This is a genomic window from Ruegeria sp. AB7 (assembly GCF_056542625.1).
This window is the reverse complement of record NZ_JBQGAC010000002.1, coordinates 230,351-248,930: the sequence shown is the minus strand read 5'-3', so window position 1 is coordinate 248,930 and position 18,580 is coordinate 230,351. Positions and strand designations below refer to the sequence as shown.

13 protein-coding genes and 1 riboswitch are annotated in these 18,580 nt (G+C 57.3%); of the genes, 4 read left to right on the top strand and 9 right to left on the bottom strand.

The window, feature by feature from the left end; translation table 11 throughout:
* Positions 1 to 11: 11 nt before the first annotated feature.
* Genes ACR0EN_RS07160 through ACR0EN_RS07150 form a run of 3 tightly spaced genes read right to left on the bottom strand, consistent with a single transcriptional unit; the run spans position 12 to position 5,075 of the window.
* Positions 12 to 1,025, bottom strand: a complete 1,014-nt coding sequence (locus ACR0EN_RS07160; protein ID WP_480585913.1) for an Ldh family oxidoreductase — start codon at positions 1,023 to 1,025, stop codon at positions 12 to 14.
* Positions 1,026 to 1,085: 60 nt separating this feature from the next.
* The gene (locus tag ACR0EN_RS07155; RefSeq protein ID WP_170393827.1) at positions 1,086 to 2,606 is read right to left on the bottom strand and encodes a trimethylamine methyltransferase family protein; all 1,521 of its coding nucleotides are present in this window, start codon (positions 2,604 to 2,606) and stop codon (positions 1,086 to 1,088) included.
* A gap of 15 nt (positions 2,607 to 2,621) precedes the next feature.
* The gene (locus tag ACR0EN_RS07150; protein WP_170422564.1) at positions 2,622 to 5,075 is read right to left on the bottom strand and encodes a GcvT family protein; all 2,454 of its coding nucleotides are present in this window, start codon (positions 5,073 to 5,075) and stop codon (positions 2,622 to 2,624) included.
* A 255-nt stretch (positions 5,076 to 5,330) separates the two neighbouring features.
* On the opposite strand from ACR0EN_RS07150, the gene ACR0EN_RS07145 reads away from it, so the two are divergent.
* Entirely contained in the window at positions 5,331 to 6,224 is an 894-nt protein-coding gene (locus ACR0EN_RS07145) for a LysR substrate-binding domain-containing protein (RefSeq protein ID WP_170422562.1), read from the top strand.
* Positions 6,225 to 6,278: 54 nt separating this feature from the next.
* On the opposite strand, the gene ACR0EN_RS07140 is transcribed toward ACR0EN_RS07145, so the two are convergent.
* From ACR0EN_RS07140 to ACR0EN_RS07125, 4 genes are read right to left on the bottom strand one after another with little or no spacing between them, the layout of a single operon-like run.
* Complete coding sequence (locus ACR0EN_RS07140; protein WP_170625711.1) at positions 6,279 to 7,292, bottom strand: iron ABC transporter permease; 1,014 nt, start codon at positions 7,290 to 7,292, stop codon at positions 6,279 to 6,281.
* A gap of 1 nt (position 7,293) precedes the next feature.
* Positions 7,294 to 8,241 (bottom strand): ABC transporter substrate-binding protein, encoded by a 948-nt coding sequence (locus ACR0EN_RS07135; protein ID WP_480585910.1) that lies wholly within the window; start codon positions 8,239 to 8,241, stop codon positions 7,294 to 7,296.
* 18 nt (positions 8,242 to 8,259) lie between these two features.
* Positions 8,260 to 9,045: an ABC transporter ATP-binding protein gene (locus ACR0EN_RS07130; RefSeq protein ID WP_480585908.1), complete on the bottom strand. Its 786-nt coding sequence runs from the start codon at positions 9,043 to 9,045 to the stop codon at positions 8,260 to 8,262.
* The gene (locus tag ACR0EN_RS07125) at positions 9,042 to 9,398 is read right to left on the bottom strand and encodes a DUF1636 family protein (RefSeq protein WP_480585905.1); all 357 of its coding nucleotides are present in this window, start codon (positions 9,396 to 9,398) and stop codon (positions 9,042 to 9,044) included. The genes ACR0EN_RS07130 and ACR0EN_RS07125 overlap by 4 nt, the downstream gene beginning before the upstream one ends.
* Before the next feature lie 102 nt (positions 9,399 to 9,500).
* Positions 9,501 to 9,708, bottom strand: a riboswitch (cobalamin riboswitch).
* Positions 9,709 to 9,966: 258 nt separating this feature from the next.
* On the opposite strand from ACR0EN_RS07125, the gene ACR0EN_RS07120 reads away from it, so the two are divergent.
* Complete coding sequence (locus ACR0EN_RS07120) at positions 9,967 to 11,034, top strand: catalase family protein (RefSeq protein ID WP_480585902.1); 1,068 nt, start codon at positions 9,967 to 9,969, stop codon at positions 11,032 to 11,034.
* Positions 11,035 to 11,052: 18 nt separating this feature from the next.
* Entirely contained in the window at positions 11,053 to 12,714 is a 1,662-nt protein-coding gene (locus tag ACR0EN_RS07115) for a peroxidase family protein (RefSeq protein ID WP_480585899.1), read from the top strand.
* Here the strand turns inward: ACR0EN_RS07115 and ACR0EN_RS07110 are convergent.
* Positions 12,711 to 15,713, bottom strand: a complete 3,003-nt coding sequence (locus ACR0EN_RS07110; protein ID WP_170818360.1) for an AAA family ATPase — start codon at positions 15,711 to 15,713, stop codon at positions 12,711 to 12,713. The genes ACR0EN_RS07115 and ACR0EN_RS07110 overlap by 4 nt on opposite strands.
* A gap of 581 nt (positions 15,714 to 16,294) precedes the next feature.
* Between ACR0EN_RS07110 and ACR0EN_RS07105 the strand changes: the two genes are divergently transcribed.
* Positions 16,295 to 17,611 carry a UDP-glucose dehydrogenase family protein gene (locus ACR0EN_RS07105; protein WP_170818361.1) on the top strand — a complete coding sequence of 439 codons (1,317 nt, stop codon included), beginning with the start codon at positions 16,295 to 16,297 and terminating at the stop codon, positions 17,609 to 17,611.
* Between the two features lie 30 nt (positions 17,612 to 17,641).
* Here ACR0EN_RS07105 and ACR0EN_RS07100 read toward each other — a convergent pair whose 3' ends face one another.
* Entirely contained in the window at positions 17,642 to 18,574 is a 933-nt protein-coding gene (locus ACR0EN_RS07100) for a hypothetical protein (protein WP_170393805.1), read from the bottom strand.
* Positions 18,575 to 18,580: the final 6 nt, after the last annotated feature.

The window sequence follows — 18,580 nt, the reverse complement described above, 5'->3', positions numbered from 1 at the left end:
TACTGGGACCCCTACAGAAGTTCGCGAAGTTGCTTCATCAAGTCCGCCGTGACGCGAACACCATCCGCTTCGGCGGCAGCACGGTTCTTCAAGCGGCCATCTCCGGGAACGCGGGCATCCCCGTTACCTTCAATCTCAGCGCAGATGCGTTGGACATAGCCTTCAAATGCGGCATTCCCGAAACGCGCCGGATCAATCGCGATCAACGTTGAGCCGCCCTTGATATTCAAGGCACCGTGCGCTTCGCGGTTGGCATTGTCCACGGACAATGTTCCACCGGCCAGTGCCGCGCCAAGAACTTCGATCAGGAAGGCGATCGCCGCGCCTTTGTGCTCGCCAAACGGCAACAGACTGCGGGTCTCCAAAATCGCGTTGGGATCGCTGGTTGGCTGACCGTTCGGGTCAAGCCCCGCAGGGCGCGGCAATTCGTGCCCTTCTGCCGCGGCCATCCGGATGTCCATCAGTGCAACCATTGACGAGGCCTGATCCCAAACAACCGGCGCACGACCCGGTCGCGGGCAAGCAAAGGACATCGGATTGGTGCCAAAAACAGGGCGGGTGCCGCCTTGCGGCACCACCATCGAGAGCGAGTTCACAACACCTAGCGCTACCAGCCCAGCGTCCGCCAGCGGACCTGTATCGAAACGTAGTGCCCCCAGATGGTGGCAATTGGCACAAGTAAACGCGGCAATACCATTCGCGCGCGCCATTTCAATAAGCTCGTCTCGCGCTTTGGGGGCCACGATCTGGTAATAGCCATTGTCACCATCTCCGCGCAGAACCCCCGGTGCGATCCGTTCGACACTCGGGTCGGCCTCGGGATTGGCATATCCCGAAGAAAAGCTCTGCGCATAAACAGGTAACATCCTTAACCCATGGCTACGCGGGCCGTCGCGCTCGCTCATCCGCACAAGCCCGGCCAGAACCGTGCTGCCATGTTCATCCATGCCTGCAGCCACAAGCACAGATTTTGCCAATTCCTCTACTTCGTCGAGTGAGAGAGCGATCGTCGAGTTATCGGTCATGTGCCTAATCCTGTCGTTGGTTGAGGAAACGGGCACATAAGTGCCCGCTTGCAGATCTGTTTAGGCGCTGTATTCCACCCGCTTCTTAGCGACAAATTCATCCAACGCCCCGCGCTGATCGTCCGGCATTGGTGGCTGGACGTAGGTGTTCAGCATACGCTGCGCCTCTTCCGTGCCAACGGTTTCTGCGGTTTTCGCACCTTCTGCCTCCCACTGTTCAAAACTGTCATTGTTTTGCAAGTGGTTCATATGCATTGGGTTTTCGCGCGTGTGGTCAGTACCAAGGAAGTGCCCACCCGGTCCGATTTTGTCAATGTCACCCAGCAACGTGTCCAGATTTTCCTCTTGCAGGCCGCTGAAGAAACGGTGGAAGTTCTCCAACTGCAACGCGTCCTGCACCCATTTTGAGTAGCTGACCCCAAGCGCGCCTTCTAGGAAGCCTGCCGAGTGTACGATGTAGTTTGCACCGCCCAGAAGCACCGGCCACATGGTGTTTGCGGTGTCGAACGCAGCCTGCATATCCGGGGATTTCGATCCGGTCCACATGGTACAGGTCCGCCATGGCACACCATAAAACCGTGCCATCTGACCCACCAGAAGGTTCATCAGCCCGGGTTCCGGAGAGCCCATCATCGGTGCACCTGTCTTCATCGAAACGCCCATGATTGCTACCCCCAGCACCATCGGGGCTCCGCGCCGGATGATCTGGCTGTAGGCCATACCGGCCAGAGATTCTGCAATCAGCAGCGCGACACCACCCTGCGGGCTTGCAGGTGTGCTCGCCCCGGCAAGAACAAAGGGCGACAGCAGGCAGGGCTGGTTGGCGGCGGCATAGACGCGCAGGCTCTGCAACATGGTCTCATCCCAGACCAACGGTGTGTTGCAGTTCAGCAGGGCTGCCATCACCACATTGTTGTCAACAAACTCCTCACCAAACACGATGCGAGTCATCTCGACCGAATCCAACGCTGCCTGTTCGGATAGAACTGAACCCTTGATAGGTTTGTCGGTCAGCGTCAGTGCGGCATGGACCAGCTCCAGGTGGCGTTGCGGGACGGGTACGTCCTGCGGCTCGACCGGCAAAATACCCGGTACCATCATCGACTGACTCATCTGACTGAGTTTGAAGAAGTTATGCGCATCCTCCAGCATCGAAGGGCGGCGCACACCATCCAGACCATAGACAAATGGCGCGCCATACGCATTGGCAAAGACCGAATGCCGATTGCCCACCCGTAGCGAGCGTTCCGGGTTGCGCGCGGCATAGCCCCATTCCGAGGGAACGGCCGAGATCAGGTCCATAAGCATCTCGCGTCCGATGCGCACCCGCTCACCCTGAACATCCGCACCGTACTTCTTCCAATCCGCTAAGGCCACCGGATCGCGGAACTCAATCCCTGTGGTTTCAAGTATAGTCATGGCCGCGTTGTGGATTTTCTCAACGCCTTCAGGACCAAGCAGATCAATCGGGCCAACTTTGCGGTTCAGCGTCGACAAGTAGACTGGGGGCGGGTTGGTGCGAGCCTTGACCCGCGCGGCACGTCCACCGCCACGGCCCGAGCGTGCTTTGACTTCTGCCATCTCAAATCCTCCGGATCAGGCGCGCGCGCGGGCGCTGGTGGGATCAACGGCGCAGGTATCGATCACTTCGGCCTCGCGCATTTCATTGTGGATGAGCACCTGCATTTTGGTGCCGGGTGCCGTCATCTCGTGTGGAACCAGCGCCATCGCAATGTCGTGGTTGCAGTAATACGAGAATCCGCCCGAAGTGACGCGTCCGATCAGCTTGCCATCGGCATAGACGCCTTCGTCAAACATCACAGAGGTGTCGCAGAACGGCAGCTTCAGTGTGACCAGTGTGTTGTATCCACCCTGCTCCTGCTGCTGTTGCAACGCGGCTTTGCCGATGAAATCACGTTCGGCCACCTGCCCGCCGATCTTCTCGGTCATTGCAACGAAACGGCCCAAATCGGCCTCATATGGGGTCAGGTCCTTGCAGATTTCGCGGTTGATCGCGCGATAGGATTTCTCAAGCCGCATCGACTCCAACGCTTCAAGCCCGAAGGGTTTCACACCCGATTTCAGCAGCAGATCAACGAGGTGGCGATTGTACCCGACCGGGTGGTGCAGTTCCCATCCCAACTCACCGGTGTAGGAGACGCGCAACAAGTGCACACCTTTGGCATAGCCCACCTCGCCCATCTGTGCTGACAGCCATGGGAATGCTTCGTTCGACAAATCATTATCGGTCAATGGTTGCAGGATGTCCCGTGCCTTGGGCCCGGCCAGTGCGATCACGCCCAGCTGTTCTGAGATATCCTCGATCACCACCGAGCCATCACCTGGCAGCACGCGCTGTAATTGATCCCAATTGTAGGCTCGCCAGTTCGGCGTCGATATCAGGTAGAAATCGTCGTCGGCATAGCGCACGATTGTGTACTCCGCATCCATGCCGCCCTTATCGTTCAACATCAGCGACAAGGTCATGCGGCCCACCTTGGGCAGCTTGTTGGCCATCAGGCTATCCAGCCATTTGGCTGCACCCGGTCCACGCACTGTGAACTTGGTCATCGGCGACATTTCGATGAAGCCAGCCTCTTCACGGGTGGTGCGCACCTCTTCCTGAACACGCTCCATATGGTTGGTGCGGCGGAAACTGTGTTCGGGGATCGCCTCTTCGGGCGATTTGGCAAACCAGCGAGGAAATTCGTAGCCGTTAAAGCTGGTCCAAACCGCGCCCTGAGCAGTCAAAAGATCATATGACCCCATGGTCTTCATCGGGCGCGCATCCGGGAAGTCCTCACCCGGAACATGCGCATCCATATGGGTGCCCCATGTCTCGCGCACCTTATCCATGGTCCAACGTTTTGAGGCGTAGTCCGAGAACCGACGCGGGTCGAGCTCCGACATATCCATGCCCGGATCGCCATCGACGATCCATTTGGCCAAACGGTTACCAACGGTGCCGCCCCAGAGGATGCCACCTGGCATGCCTTCGGCCAGCCAAAGGTTCTCATGCCCCGGTGCGGGTCCGGCCAGAGGCAGCTCGTCCGGGGTCATCTGGAACGGGCCACGGGTGTTGGCCTTGATCCCAACCTCACCCAAGGTTGGCACCCGTTCGATGGCGCGTTCCCATTGGGTTTCCACGGCATCAAAATCCTCGGGCAACAGATCGGCTCCGAACTCGGGCGGGACACGATCCTCGGCAAACAGTTTGAGGTCTTTGGTGAATTCATACGGCCCGAACTGGATCCCGCCCACATCTTCGCGCAGATAAGCGCCGTAGTCCTCATCCCGCAGGATTGGGAATTCGGGCAAGCCTTGCGCCCGGCGCTCTTTCAACAGCGGCACCGTCTCGGTCGTCCAATACTGGTGAACGATCGGGATACATGGCAGGTCCAGCCCCACGCGGCGCGCATTTTCGCGGGCGTAGTTTCCGGTGGCAAAGATCAGATGCTCGCAGGTGATCTCACCCTGATTGGTGGTCACTTTCCAGTGGCCATTGTCCAGCTTCTCATAAGCCTGCGCTTCGGTGTTCTGGTATACCTTGGCGCCGGCATCCCGCGCAAGCTTGGCCAATGCCATGGTAATGTCGGCGGGATTCACATAGCCGTCTTCCGTGTGCAGAATACCACCCCGAATATCTGGACTTTGGTTCAGCAAGGGATGAATCTCGGCAATCTCCTCCGGCGTCAGCAGTTGGCAGGGCACGCCCGCAGCTTCGGCAATCGAGATATAGGACTGGAACTCATCCCAGCGCTTTTCGGTATTGGCGACCCGCAGCTGTCCTACCTTACGCAGTCCGACCGAACTGCCCATCTTCTCTTCCACCTCGGTGTAGATGCGGATGGTTTCCATCGTCATCTTCGACACGTTGTGCGACCGCACAAAGGTCACTAGCAAACCAGCCGCATGCCACGTCGAACCCGAGGTCAGTGTGGTGCGCTCCAGCATAACGGCATCAGAGCATCCATGTTCGGTCAGCCCATATAGAATTGACGCCCCGACGCATCCGCCACCGACAACCACGACTTTTGCATGTGACTGCATACTGCAACTCCTTCAAATTGTGCACGACCAACCGGGGATCGAATTGCATGAGGAAAGATCGATATGATGTCCAAGGGGTTTGAGGACCCTTGGCACATCCCTTGATCATGTCTCAAACGGTTGTGGCGAATTTTCACATTGAACTGCTGGCGGGCAATTGCAAAAAGATTCACTCTGCATAAGATGAACTAAGCCAAATCGCTGCTGATTGCGTTCTTATTATCGGGTTTTCAACTTGTCACAGGTCAAAACATCTTGCCCAACCGCCCATATGATCTTCCGCCCCTAAGCTCTCTGATCAGCTTTGAAACCGCAGCGCGGCATGTGAGTTTCAAAACTGCTGCTGAAGAGCTGAATGTTACGCCCGCAGCGATCAGCCATCAGGTCAAAGCGCTTGAGAACGAGCTGCAATGCGCGCTGTTTCTGCGCCATCATCGCGGCGTCGAACTTACCGAAAGCGGAGCCTATTTGCTGGTCGCCCTTCAACGTGGCCTTGAAGGGATCAGCGAGGCCCTTGGGCAGTTGCGCCGACAGTATGACCACAAAGGCGTGACGATCCGTTCCTCTACGGCGGTCAGCTCGCTTTGGCTTACACCACGGCTTGCCCAGTTTTGGAAAACGCATGGCCATGTTTCTGTGACACAAGTTGTGACCGATCTCGGGGTCGATACCTCAAAATGTGATCTAAGCATTCACTACGGTGATACACGCCGCGATTCAGGGATTATCAAGACCTTGTTTCACGACAACATCATGGCCTTATGCAGCCCTCGGTTTGCGAAACAGAACCCAATCGAGCATGTCGGCGAGATCGCCAAAGTGCCGCTCATCCATCTTGATGCACCAGATACCGGTTGGACCGATTGGCGGGCCTGGACCCGTAAACTGGGCTATGAAGGCCCGCTGAATTCCGCGCATCGGGTCAACAATTACACGATTGCGCTTCAGGCCGCTCAGGACGATATGGGCGCAGTGCTGGGATGGGAGGGACTGACCTCGGAGCTGACCGCATCCGGAAAACTGGTCAGACTGTTGCCGCAAACCATCTCATCGCAACTGGATTTCTACGTGAAACTACACAACACCTCATCCGACCGCGCCAAGCTTGTGTTCAAGTGGCTCGGCCAAGCGGCTGACGGAAAGGTTTAAACTCGGCTCAGACCTGATCAGGACGAAATATCTTGTGAGCGAAGATCGAGGGCCTTACCGTTGATTTCTCGCAGTCCTGAATAAAAGCAAGAATACAAACACCGATCCGATTGAAGTTGTGACGATCCCCACCGGCAATTCCTGCGGAGCCAGCATAAGCCTGCTGAGAATGTCAGAGCCGGTCAACAAGGCAGCACCAGCCATAGCGGCGGTAGGTAGAAGGTTTTTGTGCAGGGGACCTGCGATCCCGCGTGCAATATGCGGCACCATCAGACCGACAAAACCAATCACTCCGGCTACGGAAACAAACACGGCCGTTGCCAAAGCTGCGGTGAAAAACATGCTGAACCGCAGACCCCGAACCGGCACACCCAGAGTAGCGGCAGTCAAATCCCCGGTCAGCAGCGCATCCAACCAGCGGCTGCGATAAAGCGAATAGCTCAGGATCAGCAGCAGACCGATGCACACCAGCGGGAACGTCTCCCAACGGGCCAGGCCCAGCCCCCCCAGCATCCAGAAGATGACAGAATGGGCGGCGCGGCTATCACCGGCGAAGATCAGATAGTTGGTGATGGCCGAAAACAAAAATGACACAGCCAGACCCGCAAGGATCAGCTTTTCCGGTGCGCTGGTGCGAAGCCCATGAACCAGCGCCAGCACGATGCCCGACGCCACAAGACCGCCGCAAAAGGCAGCCAGAGGCAGAGTCCAGAAACCCAGAATATCTCCGGTCACGGTAATTACAAACACCGCCCCCGCTGCCGCACCCGAGGACAGGCCGAACAGAAATGGATCGGCAAGGTCATTACGTGTGGTCGTTTGCAGCACCACGCCAACGATGCCCAGCCCGGCACCGATCACGGCTGCAAACAACGCGCGGGGCAATCGCAGGTCGAATACGATCCTATGCAGCGGCGACATCTCTCCGTCCTGCAACCCGGTACCGCGCAAGATCGCGGTGAAGGTGTCGGACAAAGGAATCGAGGTTGTACCGTAGATCGTGGAAATCAGCAAAAGGGCGGTCAGAACGACCGCCCCCAGCAACAACGTCAGGCCCAGTCGGCCCATATTAGCTCTGACCCGGATGCATCGCGCGCGCCATCTTCGAGATCGCTTCGATATTTGCCGGTCCCGGCGTCAGCTCTTCGTAGCGCAATCCGATCCAGCGTTCGTTCTTGACGGCATCAGTCTGCGACATGACGGGATGTTCCTGCAGGAACTTGAAGGTGTCCTCGGCGCCATTGCCGGTCTGATAATCCAACAAAACCAGGAATTCCGGGTTCGATGCGGCAACGGCCTCCCACGAAGTGCGGCCCCAGCTCGTGTCCATGTCATGAGTGACGTTTTCACCACCGGCGGCAGTGATCATCGCATCGGGAATCGCGAATTTACCGGCGGTAAACGGAGCATCTGCAGGACCATCCAGAAGAAAGACGCGGGGCTTGGGCAGTTCAGCAGTCTTGGCTTCGATCGCTGCCAGCTGCTCTTTCCAGCCCGAGACCAAAGCCTCGGCCTTGTCTTCGACTTGCATCACCTTGCCCAAGCGCAACACATCGCCAAATAGAAGATCCATGCTGGCTTCGGGGCGATCCTTGTCCAGATGGACGCAGCTTTCGGTTAGAACCATGGTCTTGATTCCGAACGGTTCCAATGTATCTGGAGTCACATCACCACCCGGCTTCATGCCATAGTACCAACCGGCAAAGAACAGGTCGGGTTCAACCGCCACCAAATTTTCGACGGTCGGATATTTTGGCGCAAGCTCGGGGATGTCGCCACGCAGGGCATCAAAATCAGGGCTGGTCTTGTACCAGCCGGTGATGCCGGTCAGGCCGACGATCTTGTCCTGCAGACCCAATGCAAAGGCCATATCGGTCATGTTCATGTCATGCACAACCAGGCGCTCGGGCGCGGTATCAAAAACCAGCGGTTCGCCGCAGTTGTCTACGGTGACTTCTTGCGCAGCAGCACCGCTTGCCATGGCGGTGGCCAACGCCACGGGCCAGATGTATTTCATCTCAGTGTGTTCCTTCGACTAAGTTGAGACTGTAGTTCTTCGAATATCAAGCGCCGGGATCACGCGGCCTTCGTGGAGAAAGCAGAGGAAATCAACGCCAAAAGTTTCGCGGACTCTTTCGGGTGTCAGCACCTTGTCCACCGACCCAAACTCGATCATGCGGGTCGATTTCATCAGCGCCACGTGTGTGGCGAATTCGGGGATCATGACAAGATCGTGTACGATCATGACCACGGTGATCCCAAGCTCGGCGACCAAAGACAGCATCCGCCCTTTTGCATCAGGATCCAGATGGTTGGTCGGTTCGTCCAGAAACAGCAACGAAGGGTTCTGCGCCAAAGCACGCGCGATATGGGCACGCTGTCGTTCGCCTCCGGACAGTTGGGCCATGCGCTTGTCCGTAAGATTGGCGAGACCGGTCATGTCTAAAATCCGGTCCAGCTCTTGCGCGTGGCCTTCGGCAGAGCGGTCCGCACGGATGGGTATTTGCCCCAGCGCAACATAATCGCGTAACGCCAAGCGTCCATCGGGCAGTTCCTGCTGACCTACCACTGCAATCATGCGCGCACGCTCTTTGGCCGTGAGCTGTTTCAGACTGCGTCCTTTGATCCGAACATCGCCAAGTGCCAGCGGCTCAGCGCCGCACAACAGATTGAGAAGCGTCGTTTTCCCCGCCCCGTTCGGGCCGGCGATGGCTAGAATGGAACCCTCGTCCAACTCGAACGAGACGCCCTGCAACAGGACATCTCCGTTAAGGGCATAATACTCAAGGTTTTCGGCAATCAGAAAGGGTGGCAACGTCATTGCGATGCCCCCTGTTCGATCCGCGGCATGCGCGAGAGGGTTTTATTGGACAACGCCTCCGGGCGATCAGTGGCATTTGTCCAGCCATCCGGGCTTTCACGATACTGCGCTGCAAACTCAGCCAGCGCCTGCACCTCATCCGCGGTCTGAATGCCACCAAAAAGGTATTGCGCCTTTCCTACGGCCTGGAACCCAACCGTTCTGGGACTATCGCAGCCTGCCATGCAAGACGACGCGCGGATCGCAAAACTGCGAGGTAATTTCCCAGTCAACGCATCGCAAATTTCATCAAGGGGCAGCCCTTCAGTGCAGCTTTCGCAGACTAGAATGAAATGATCAGGCGTATCTGGCATGGTCCACTCCACTTGTTTCCAAGCGCATGCGGAAGCTGCCGACAATGTAAACACGCGATTGACGCGCCATCAAAGCCTCCTTCCAGGACGCCCCGCCCCGGGTTGGTTAAACATCTGATGGCAGGTCTCCTGACTTGCGGGTCCGCGCTCGGCCAACCTTCCCGACCCTGTGGACCAGTGGCTGTTTGACCTTGCTCACCGCTTACAGTTGCGGGGGCAGTTACGGAATTGGCACCTTTTGGCAAACCTCACCGTATTCCCTTTTCATCCCGCGGCAACACCACCGGGAACCATCAATCGATTGAGTGCCCGAGAACACCGGACACGTCAATGATAAAGTCGAAGGCGCCCAACTCTGGTCGAGGATCGAGCGCCGGCAACCACGTGTCCGAAGCACCAACCGAATGGGTAGGGCTGCGCGCCGAATTTGTCTGGCCACAGCTGTCCATAGTTGGTGTGTTTGGAAATTAGACAATCTGAGGTAAGCTGAACAAATTTAGAGGTTTAGCTTTGTCAGCGCCTTACCCCTGTTTGATCATTGCCTGGGTTTATCCAAGGAGACGGTTCTTTGACACATGTTTCGCAAAACGCATTGCCGCCGGATATTGTTGATGATGTCATTGACCACAATCTCGAGGCCGTTGCACGGTGGAAAGGCCATCGCTTAAGGGCTCAGCATGGGCGCAGTCACGGGTGCGTGGCTGCAATATTCACCGTCAGAAACGATCTACCAGAACAGTTCCGTCACGGCCTGTTTGAACAGCCCGCAGCCTATTCAGCCGCACTTCGCTTTTCCAACGGCGCGCATCTGGATGACCGGAAATCGGATGCCCACGGGATGGCGATCAAGCTTTTTGACGTGCCAGGCCCCAAGCTGATCGACGCCGAGGCACTTGCGCATCTGGGGACCACACAACTCAGCGACGAGTTCGATTTCGTATTGGTCGATCAGGATGTGTTTCCCAGCTACGTCCCCGATGAATATGAGCGATTGGGCAGGCTTGTCGCCACATTACAAGCGGTCCAGCACGCGATCAAAGGGCGACGAAAATGGAGCCTTAGGTTGATCACCAAAGGGCTGCGCGCAGGATTTCGCGCCTTCCTCACTCGTGAAGGCAAGCGTCAGTTTCGCGTCGCGAGTGATTTTGCCTCGAACTATATGCACTCGCCTTTTGAGGTCCATTTCTGGTCGACAACACCGTATCGGCTGGGCCCCGATCTAACAGTCCGATACCTGGCCCGCAGCCCTAAACCAAAAGTTCCGGCACATCCGGTAGACGACCCAGATGGGATCGGTCAGTGTTTGCGGCAAGACGTGGCCGATGCAGATAATCACTTCGAGCTGTGTGTGATTGAGCCCCCGCGCCCGGCCGACGAATTCGATGTGCTAGACAATCGCATCCGGTGGGCATGCGATCCGCAACCAGATGCACCTCTTGATCCGTACCATCATACCGTCACGCCCGTGGCGGATATCACGATTCCCAAAGGTGCAGAATTTGATCCGCAGAATGGCGACGCGATGAGCTTCTCGCCCTGGCGTGTCACGGCAGATCACGAACCTTTAGGACCGATTAATGCGATCCGGCTCAGAACCTATCTGAGCCTGGCCCGCGCCCGGTTCCCGAACCGATGACCAAACGGAGATGTATTGATGCTGGACGTTGATGATCTGATCAAACTCGGATTCAAGATCTCCCCACCCGTTACGAGTTATTTGGCCGCGATCAGGCTTGCAAACGCCGCGAAGATCCACCGACCGCGGCCCTATACAATGGGCGCAGACTACACGACATGGCCCGGCGTGTTTTCCCATCGCTGGATCGGTCGGCATACGACGCCAGAAGACCTCTCACCCGTCCTGCCGTCGGAAAGCGAAGTTGCTGATCTCTTTCGCCGACGGACACAAATGGATGGCAGCCCGCTTACCTTGATGTGCCCGCAAGGATCGACACTTTTGTTTATCTCGGCCGCACAATGGTTTACCGACAGTTTCCTGCGCACCTTTGGGGCGAAAGGACCGGTTGATCAGACGGATTCGAACCACGAGGTCGATCTGTGCCAAATCTACGGGCTGAACGATTTTCAGACCGACATGCTGCGCGAACGCGATCCCGATACCAATGAATTAACCCACCGGTTGGCCTTTCGTCTGGATACACAAGGCGAGATGTGGGCCCCGAAGCTGTTTCAAAAGAACCAATCCGGTGGTGTTAAGCTTGCGCCCCCCTTTGATGGCAGTCTTGCCACTGGCGAGAATTGCGGAAAGCCCCTGCACGATCCATGCAAGCTGTGGAATGCGGTGAAACGGGCGCATCCGGGTCTCAGCGATCACGCGATTGACCAGCTACTGCTCGATTTTCATGCAACCGGGCTCGATAATGGCAATGGTACCATAGGCTATATCGCGATCAATACACTGATGTTGCGCGCCCATAACACCTTTGCCGATCTGTTGTGGCGCGAAAAGCGCGGCATTTCGGGCTGGGATAAAGAGCGTGTGTTCCAGACCACACGCTGCACCTTGATCGCATTGCTGATCAAGCTTGTGCTTGAGGATTACATCGCCCACATCGCCAATATGCCATTCAAACTGCCCATTGGCGTAAATCGCTGGCAACCCTGGCATCACTCCAACCAGATCGCGATTGAGTTCAATTTGCTCTACCGCTGGCATTCGATGATCCCCGAGCGATTCATAATCGACGGCGCACAGGTTGGCCCGGAGGGGTTCAGATTCAATCCACGACTGGTCGAACAAACAGGCTTGGCGGAAATGATCCGATCATTGTCGCGCCAACCTGCGGCCCGCATGTCGCTGCGCAACACGCCCGATTTCCTGTTCCAAAGGCCTGCGCCCGGTGCTCCTGCCCCTGTCGAAGCTACAATTGCCCTGACGCGTAAGGCGCGTCTTCCGTCGCTGAACACTTATCGTCATCATTTCTGCCGCAAACCGCATTCAAGCTTTACTGAGATGGTTGGTGATCAGCCGTTTGCGGACGAATTGATTGCCGACCTGAGCCGGCTCTATTGCGACGTCAATAGGGTCGAGTTGTTCCCTGGTCTCTTTGCGGAACAGCACAAGGGCGATGTGATCATGGGCGATCTGATGACATCGATGGTGGCGTATGACGCGATCACGCAGCTTATGAACAACCCGATGGTGTCCAAAAACTTGTACTCAGCTGAGACTTTTTCAGAGAAAGGTTTTCAGTTGTTGAAGAAAACTTCGTCATTCTCGCAGGTGGCGCGTTTTGTTGGCTTGGACCTGCAACCCGAAGACTGCACTTTAGGTCGACGTCCCGGCGGGACCTAAGACGCGACCGCGCGCTCTTCCAGCTCAGCAATCCGCGCGGCAACTTCCGTATCGGCTGGCCGGATGCAGGCAAGATCACTCAGCGCGCGCAATTCATACAGCGCCGCGCCCTGATCATTTGCCACGGCTATAGCTTCACGCAAAGCCGCCTCAGCCGCGTCGAACGGACTACCTTGTTCCAGTAGAAGAGCCGCCTTTATCCGGTGGATTTCAGCCTCATAGTTCCGCTCGTCAGTGTTTTCTGCACATGTCAGGCCAGCCTCCACCGCATCCAACCCTTTCTGAATCTCACCCAGAGCAAGATAGCCCCGTGCGAGCTCGGTGTTGACGAGCACGCCAGCCGCCTCGGCACCCGTTGCGTGCATCCTTCCCCAAGCGGCCTGCAGCATGGCCACGCCCTCTGTGGCCTCGCCGGTTCTGATGGCAGCCCCGGCAAGATGGGCCGTCGCAACAGCTTGGTAATAAGGGCCGCCCTTGTCCTGAACAGCCGCGCTCAGCGCCTTGGCCATGCGCGCATAATCCGGGTGGTCCATCTGCATGTGGATTTCGGTCAACCAGTGCATTGCATTTGCAATGATCAAGGGCTGGCCCGACGCCATCGCGGCGTCAACTGCCCGCTTGGCTTTGGCGAGTGCCACTTCAGTTTTGCCCTGAAAGCTGTCGACCAGCGCGCTCATACTCTCGATTTGTATCACGGCTGCAATATCGGGGCTGTTTCCAGCTTCGGCGCGATGCGCATCCGCATGAGACGCCGCTTGTTCCAGAGCTGCTGCCGCATCCTGAAACCGACCGCGCGGGGACAGCGCGGCCCCACAGATGTAGTTTCCGACCATTCGGGTGTGGTGATCGTCATACGCATCGATGATCGCTTGCCCCCATTGCTCGGCGTTCTGGTAATCACCTTTGACCATTGCAGCGGTAAACAGACCCCTGCCCGCGCGCACAAGAGTACGCCTGTCGCCCAGCTTTTCAGCCAGTTCAAAACTGCGCCCAAAGGCATCGATTGCGGGCTTGGCACCATAACCGACATGCACGCGTTCGGCAGCGGCCAGAAGGAATTGCAGGTTCAATTCAGCTTCATCGCGTTGGTCTGCTGGCAACTCGTCCAACAGCCGCAATCCGTTTCGGGCATGCTGAGCCCCTTCGCGATTTGCGTGCCGCCTCAGGTTCAGCCGCGCGGCCTCCGACCAGGCGGCCACCGCCTTCGTTGTTTCACCGGCCAGTTCCCAGTGCCGCGCTATTTGTTCAGGCTGTCGGGCGGCTTCCGGTTGGGCGGCAAGGGCTTCTGCCGTGCGTCGATGCAAATGAATGCGACGGTCCCGCACAAGGCTTTGATATGCCGCCTCACGCACCAATTCATGGCGGAACCGCCATATCATTTCGGCGTCGTCATTCGCGCCGGGCAGATGTTGCAATATACCCGTGGCGGCGAGCCCAAAGATCGCGTCTTCGGACTCGTCTTCAGTCAGTTCACTGATCTGAGCCAGCAAAGGCGCCCCAAAGGCACCACCAATAACAGCGGCCTCGATCGCGGCACGTCGGAGTTCTCCGACCTCGTCAACCTGTTGCGCCAGGAGGTCATGCAAGGTGGCGGGAATGTTGTCCACGATACGTTCAGGCGACGCAGCGATGGCGGCAGAGCACTCCTTGATGAAAAGGGGCACGCCATTGCCCCGCGCCAAAATCTGCGCCGTGGTGCGGTCGTCAAGGCGCTCACCCGAGGCCGCCTTGGCCAGTTCTGACGATGTCGCATCATCGAGCGGAGGAAGCGACAATTGCTCAAGAGACGGTATGCTCTCTTTGATCGCTGATGGCGCCGGCATCCGCGAAACCATCAACATCAGGACGGGAAGTGATGTCAGATGCTCGGCCACGTCGCGCAGCACCGAAAGGGTCGATGGGTCGACCCATTGCATATCCTCAACCACGACAAGCACCGGCCCCTCTCGGCTGAGTTTTTGGTAGACGCGGATGAATATGTCACTCAGTTGCGCGCGCAGTTCGTCCTCACTGGTCGTCCCGCTGTCGCCAGGGCCCGGGGCAAGAATGAAATACAGCGTGCGAAGTTGCGCGTCGTCCAGAATATCGCTCAGATGTTCTGACAACCGGTTGCGACGCGCGGCAATATCGTCCTGATTGTGGATGCCGCACCACCGTTCGACCTGTGATATGAAGGGAAAGAACGGTGTGCTGACATGGAACGGGCTGCAGTGATAGGTCACCCATGCCTGCGGCCCGACCGACGAACGCAGATCACGGATCAGGTGCGATTTGCCAATCCCTGCCTCACCCAATATGTGAATCACCCGCCCTCTTCCGGCTTCCACATCTTTCCACGCGCGGCGGAGTTGTCCGCGTTCGGCTTTGCGGCCAAGCAACGGGGTGCGGTTATGGCGGCGTGCCTGATCCTTGCCTTCACCGGTCAATCGATAAACTGGAACAGGCCGGTCGAACCCCGCGAGGTTCTGAACGCCTTGCGGCTCGAACTCCATTTGTTCGGCCCCAAGCGCTCGTGTTGCCGCAGAAACCATTGTTCCACCGGGGGTCGCCAACGACTGAAGACGTGCCGCAAGATTTAGCGTCGATCCAAAAATCGCGTCCGGCTGAATATTGGTCCCAAGCGCGATGTCCCCGACAAGCACTACGCCGGATGCGATCCCAATCCGGCACCTGAGATCGAGCGGACCCGCCATTGCGGGCAGATCAGTATGGATGCGCAGCGCAGCGCGTAGAGCGCGCTCGGCATTATTTTCAGACGCAGCAGGCCAACCAAAGGCGACGAGGATACCGTCGCCCACGATCTGCAGCACCCTGCCCCCGAACTCAACGGCAATTTGTTCGACCAGTTTATGATAACGTAATGTCGTAGACAGCAAATCTTCGGGCTCAAGCATTTGAGCCAATACCGTGGACTCGACAAGATCCACCATCATGACAGTCAGATGGCGGTGCTCCATCGCGCCAAGATCAGTTTCCGGGCCGGTGGGGTGCAGCACCATCAGTGCGCTCCGCGACCGGCGCTCATGCGGCGTGGAGATTTAAGGCCAACGCCTTCCCCGGAACCCAAAAACGAGAACATGCCCCCCATCGCGAAGCCTTAAAATAATTAACAGATTGCTCGCACCGCCGCTCGACACCACGAAAACTGATTGTGAGACTATATGAAGCTTCGCATTCTGGCTATGCCCAACGCCTGCTGAAGCGAAGAAGTGCCTGATATTACATGTAGGATTGAGAATGCGCGCCAGCGGTCGAACGAATGCCATCGTCGGAAATCCGATCTGGCAACGAATCTTGATCGCAACACGCCGTTCTTCGCCGAGACCAGATAGCCAGTTCAACGCAAGCCACGAACAGCACTTGAACAATTCACCACAACAAGCATATTCGGTCGCCAAGAGACAGTCTGATGATTTTGCCCTATCGCCCGCAACACCTCAGAAGTGCCGAGCTGTTGTCGAAAGCAAGCCGGCAATGCCTAGGCGGTTGTAATTATCGAGCCCCAAAAGCTCTTAGTTCAGCGGTTGAAAGAGACCAGGAAATGCGCCATTGGCGAAACCCAAAAGAAGGAATTCGATAAATGCGCATTGCGATGATTGGCACCGGATATGTCGGTTTGGTGTCCGGGGTTTGCTTTTCGGACTTTGGCCATGATGTGATTTGCGTCGATAAATCCGATCGCAAGATCAAGATGCTTCAGGATGGAGAGGTGCCGATTTACGAGCCGGGCCTTGATGTGCTCATGGCCAAGAACGTGGCTGCTGGCCGCCTGACCTTTACCACCGACCTGGCCGCTGCGGTCGACGGCGCGGACGCGGTGTTCATCGCGGTAGGCACACCTACGAGACGCGGGGACGGGCACGCTGATCTGACTTATGTGATGGCCGCCGCCGAAGAAATCGCTCAGGCCATCACCGGCTATACGGTTGTCGTAACCAAATCGACTGTCCCGGTCGGCACCAACCGCAAGGTTCATGAAGTTGTCTCGGGTGCAAATCCGAAGGCGGAATTCGACGTCGCATCGAACCCCGAATTCCTGCGCGAGGGCGCCGCAATTGATGATTTTATGCGCCCAGACCGTGTTGTCGTAGGGATCGAAAACGAACGAGCGGCGGATGTCATGGCCGAGATTTACCGCCCGCTTTATCTGCGTGACTTTCCGATCCTGACCACTGATCTAGAAAGCGCCGAGATGATCAAATACGCGGCGAACGCATTCCTGGCGACCAAAATCACGTTCATCAATGAAATCGCCGGTCTTTGCGAGCGGGCAGGCGGCGATGTCAAAGAGGTGGCGCGCGGTATTGGTCTGGATGGGCGGATCGGCAACAAGTTTCTGCACGCAGGCCCTGGCTATGGCGGCTCGTGTTTTCCGAAAGACACCGCTGCACTTGCCCGGATCGGACAGGATTTTGCCCACCCGATGCAGATCACCGAAACCGTCATTCGTGTAAACGATGAGGTCAAGAAGCGGATGATCGAGAAGATCCGGGTTGCCTGCGATGACAGCTTCAATGGCAAGACCGTGGCGGTTCTGGGTGTGACTTTCAAGCCCAACACCGATGACATGCGCGACGCACCTTCCCTGACCATCGTTCCCGCCCTGATCGGCGGCGGTGCCCAGGTCCGCGTTGTCGATCCGCAAGGCCGTGCCGAGGGGGAAGCGCTGCTTCCTGGCGTCGAGTGGATGGATGATCCCTACGCCGCGGCCAAAGATGCGGACGTTGTTGTCTTGCTGACAGAATGGAACGAGTTCCGCGCCCTGAACCTGAGCGAGCTGGCAGAGACTATGAGATCCCCCCGAATGGTCGACTTGCGTAATATCTACTCGTCCACGATGGTTCTGGGATCGGGATTTGAAACCTATGTCGGCGTCGGGGTTGGGGATCAGCGTTAGGGCTGGCACCGCCAATGCCTCTGGCCCAAATCAGCTGTTTGTGGCAGCCGTCTGATACAGTCGGCGCATGATCAGCGGCGTCAGATACATCGGTATCTGATAGGCCCCGATGAACACCATGATCGGCGCGGTCACTTCAGGTGGCAGTGCCACGAAGAATATCGCGATGTTCCGGTTTCCGGCGATCAGAGACACCGCCGTAGCCTCGGCACCGGGCATTCGAGTTCGTGTGAATTGGAATGAGACAACCTGAGCCCCAAAGTTGATCAGACAGGCAAACGCGATCCAGAACAGCGCGAAACGTGGGTCCACAAGTGCGGTTGCGCTCAATGATGGCATCAGGCCAACAACGAAAACGGACAGAGTAATCGTTGCCGCACCTTCCACGTTCAAAAGCGTAGACTTTGAAGGTTGGCGCAGCACCGTGCGGCGCAATATGACAGCCGCGAGAATTGCTATTGTGATGGTAAGAAAAAGCCGAAGCGCGGTCATCAGGACCGCCCTGAGATCACCCAATTCCGGCATCAGCCAAAAGATCGGTAACGCGGTCAGTGGCAAAACAGCCGTTCCAACCACGACTAGTCGCATCGCCGGTTCCGCAGAATAGCCCATCATCAGGCACATATTGGGGCTGCCGGATATTGATGGGGCTGCAGCCATGACAAGCAATGCCAAAAAAACTGGCGAACCGGTCCATCCGCAGGCAATTCCAATCCCAACGACAGACAACGGCAAAACCAATTGAAAGGCGGCAATCGTTCCCGCAACTTTTCGCAGGTCAACCAGCGAACCCACAATGGCCCCCGGCTGCATTCGCAGCAGCGTCAAAAACAGCAGGAGCATGACCAAGGGCGGTAAGAGAGGCCGCATCGGTGCGGCCAGCCCCGGCAGCAGAAGGCCTGCGGCAAGGCCCGATACTAACACATATGGGCCGTGACGCGCCGCGAGGTGAAGCGGGTTCAACGGTGT

Excerpts from the sequence above, each read along its gene's own strand:
- ACR0EN_RS07160 (WP_480585913.1), bottom strand. The coding sequence starts at position 1,025 with ATGACCGATAACTCGACGATCGCTCTCTCACTCGACGAAGTAGAGGAA.
- ACR0EN_RS07155 (WP_170393827.1), bottom strand. The coding sequence starts at position 2,606 with ATGGCAGAAGTCAAAGCACGCTCGGGCCGTGGCGGTGGACGTGCCGCG.
- ACR0EN_RS07150 (WP_170422564.1), bottom strand. The coding sequence starts at position 5,075 with ATGCAGTCACATGCAAAAGTCGTGGTTGTCGGTGGCGGATGCGTCGGG.
- ACR0EN_RS07140 (WP_170625711.1), bottom strand. The coding sequence starts at position 7,292 with ATGGGCCGACTGGGCCTGACGTTGTTGCTGGGGGCGGTCGTTCTGACC.
- ACR0EN_RS07135 (WP_480585910.1), bottom strand. The coding sequence starts at position 8,241 with ATGAAATACATCTGGCCCGTGGCGTTGGCCACCGCCATGGCAAGCGGT.
- ACR0EN_RS07130 (WP_480585908.1), bottom strand. The coding sequence starts at position 9,045 with ATGACGTTGCCACCCTTTCTGATTGCCGAAAACCTTGAGTATTATGCC.
- ACR0EN_RS07125 (WP_480585905.1), bottom strand. The coding sequence starts at position 9,398 with ATGCCAGATACGCCTGATCATTTCATTCTAGTCTGCGAAAGCTGCACT.
- ACR0EN_RS07115 (WP_480585899.1), top strand. The coding sequence starts at position 11,053 with ATGCTGGACGTTGATGATCTGATCAAACTCGGATTCAAGATCTCCCCA.
- ACR0EN_RS07110 (WP_170818360.1), bottom strand. The coding sequence starts at position 15,713 with ATGGTGCTGCACCCCACCGGCCCGGAAACTGATCTTGGCGCGATGGAG.
- ACR0EN_RS07105 (WP_170818361.1), top strand. The coding sequence starts at position 16,295 with ATGCGCATTGCGATGATTGGCACCGGATATGTCGGTTTGGTGTCCGGG.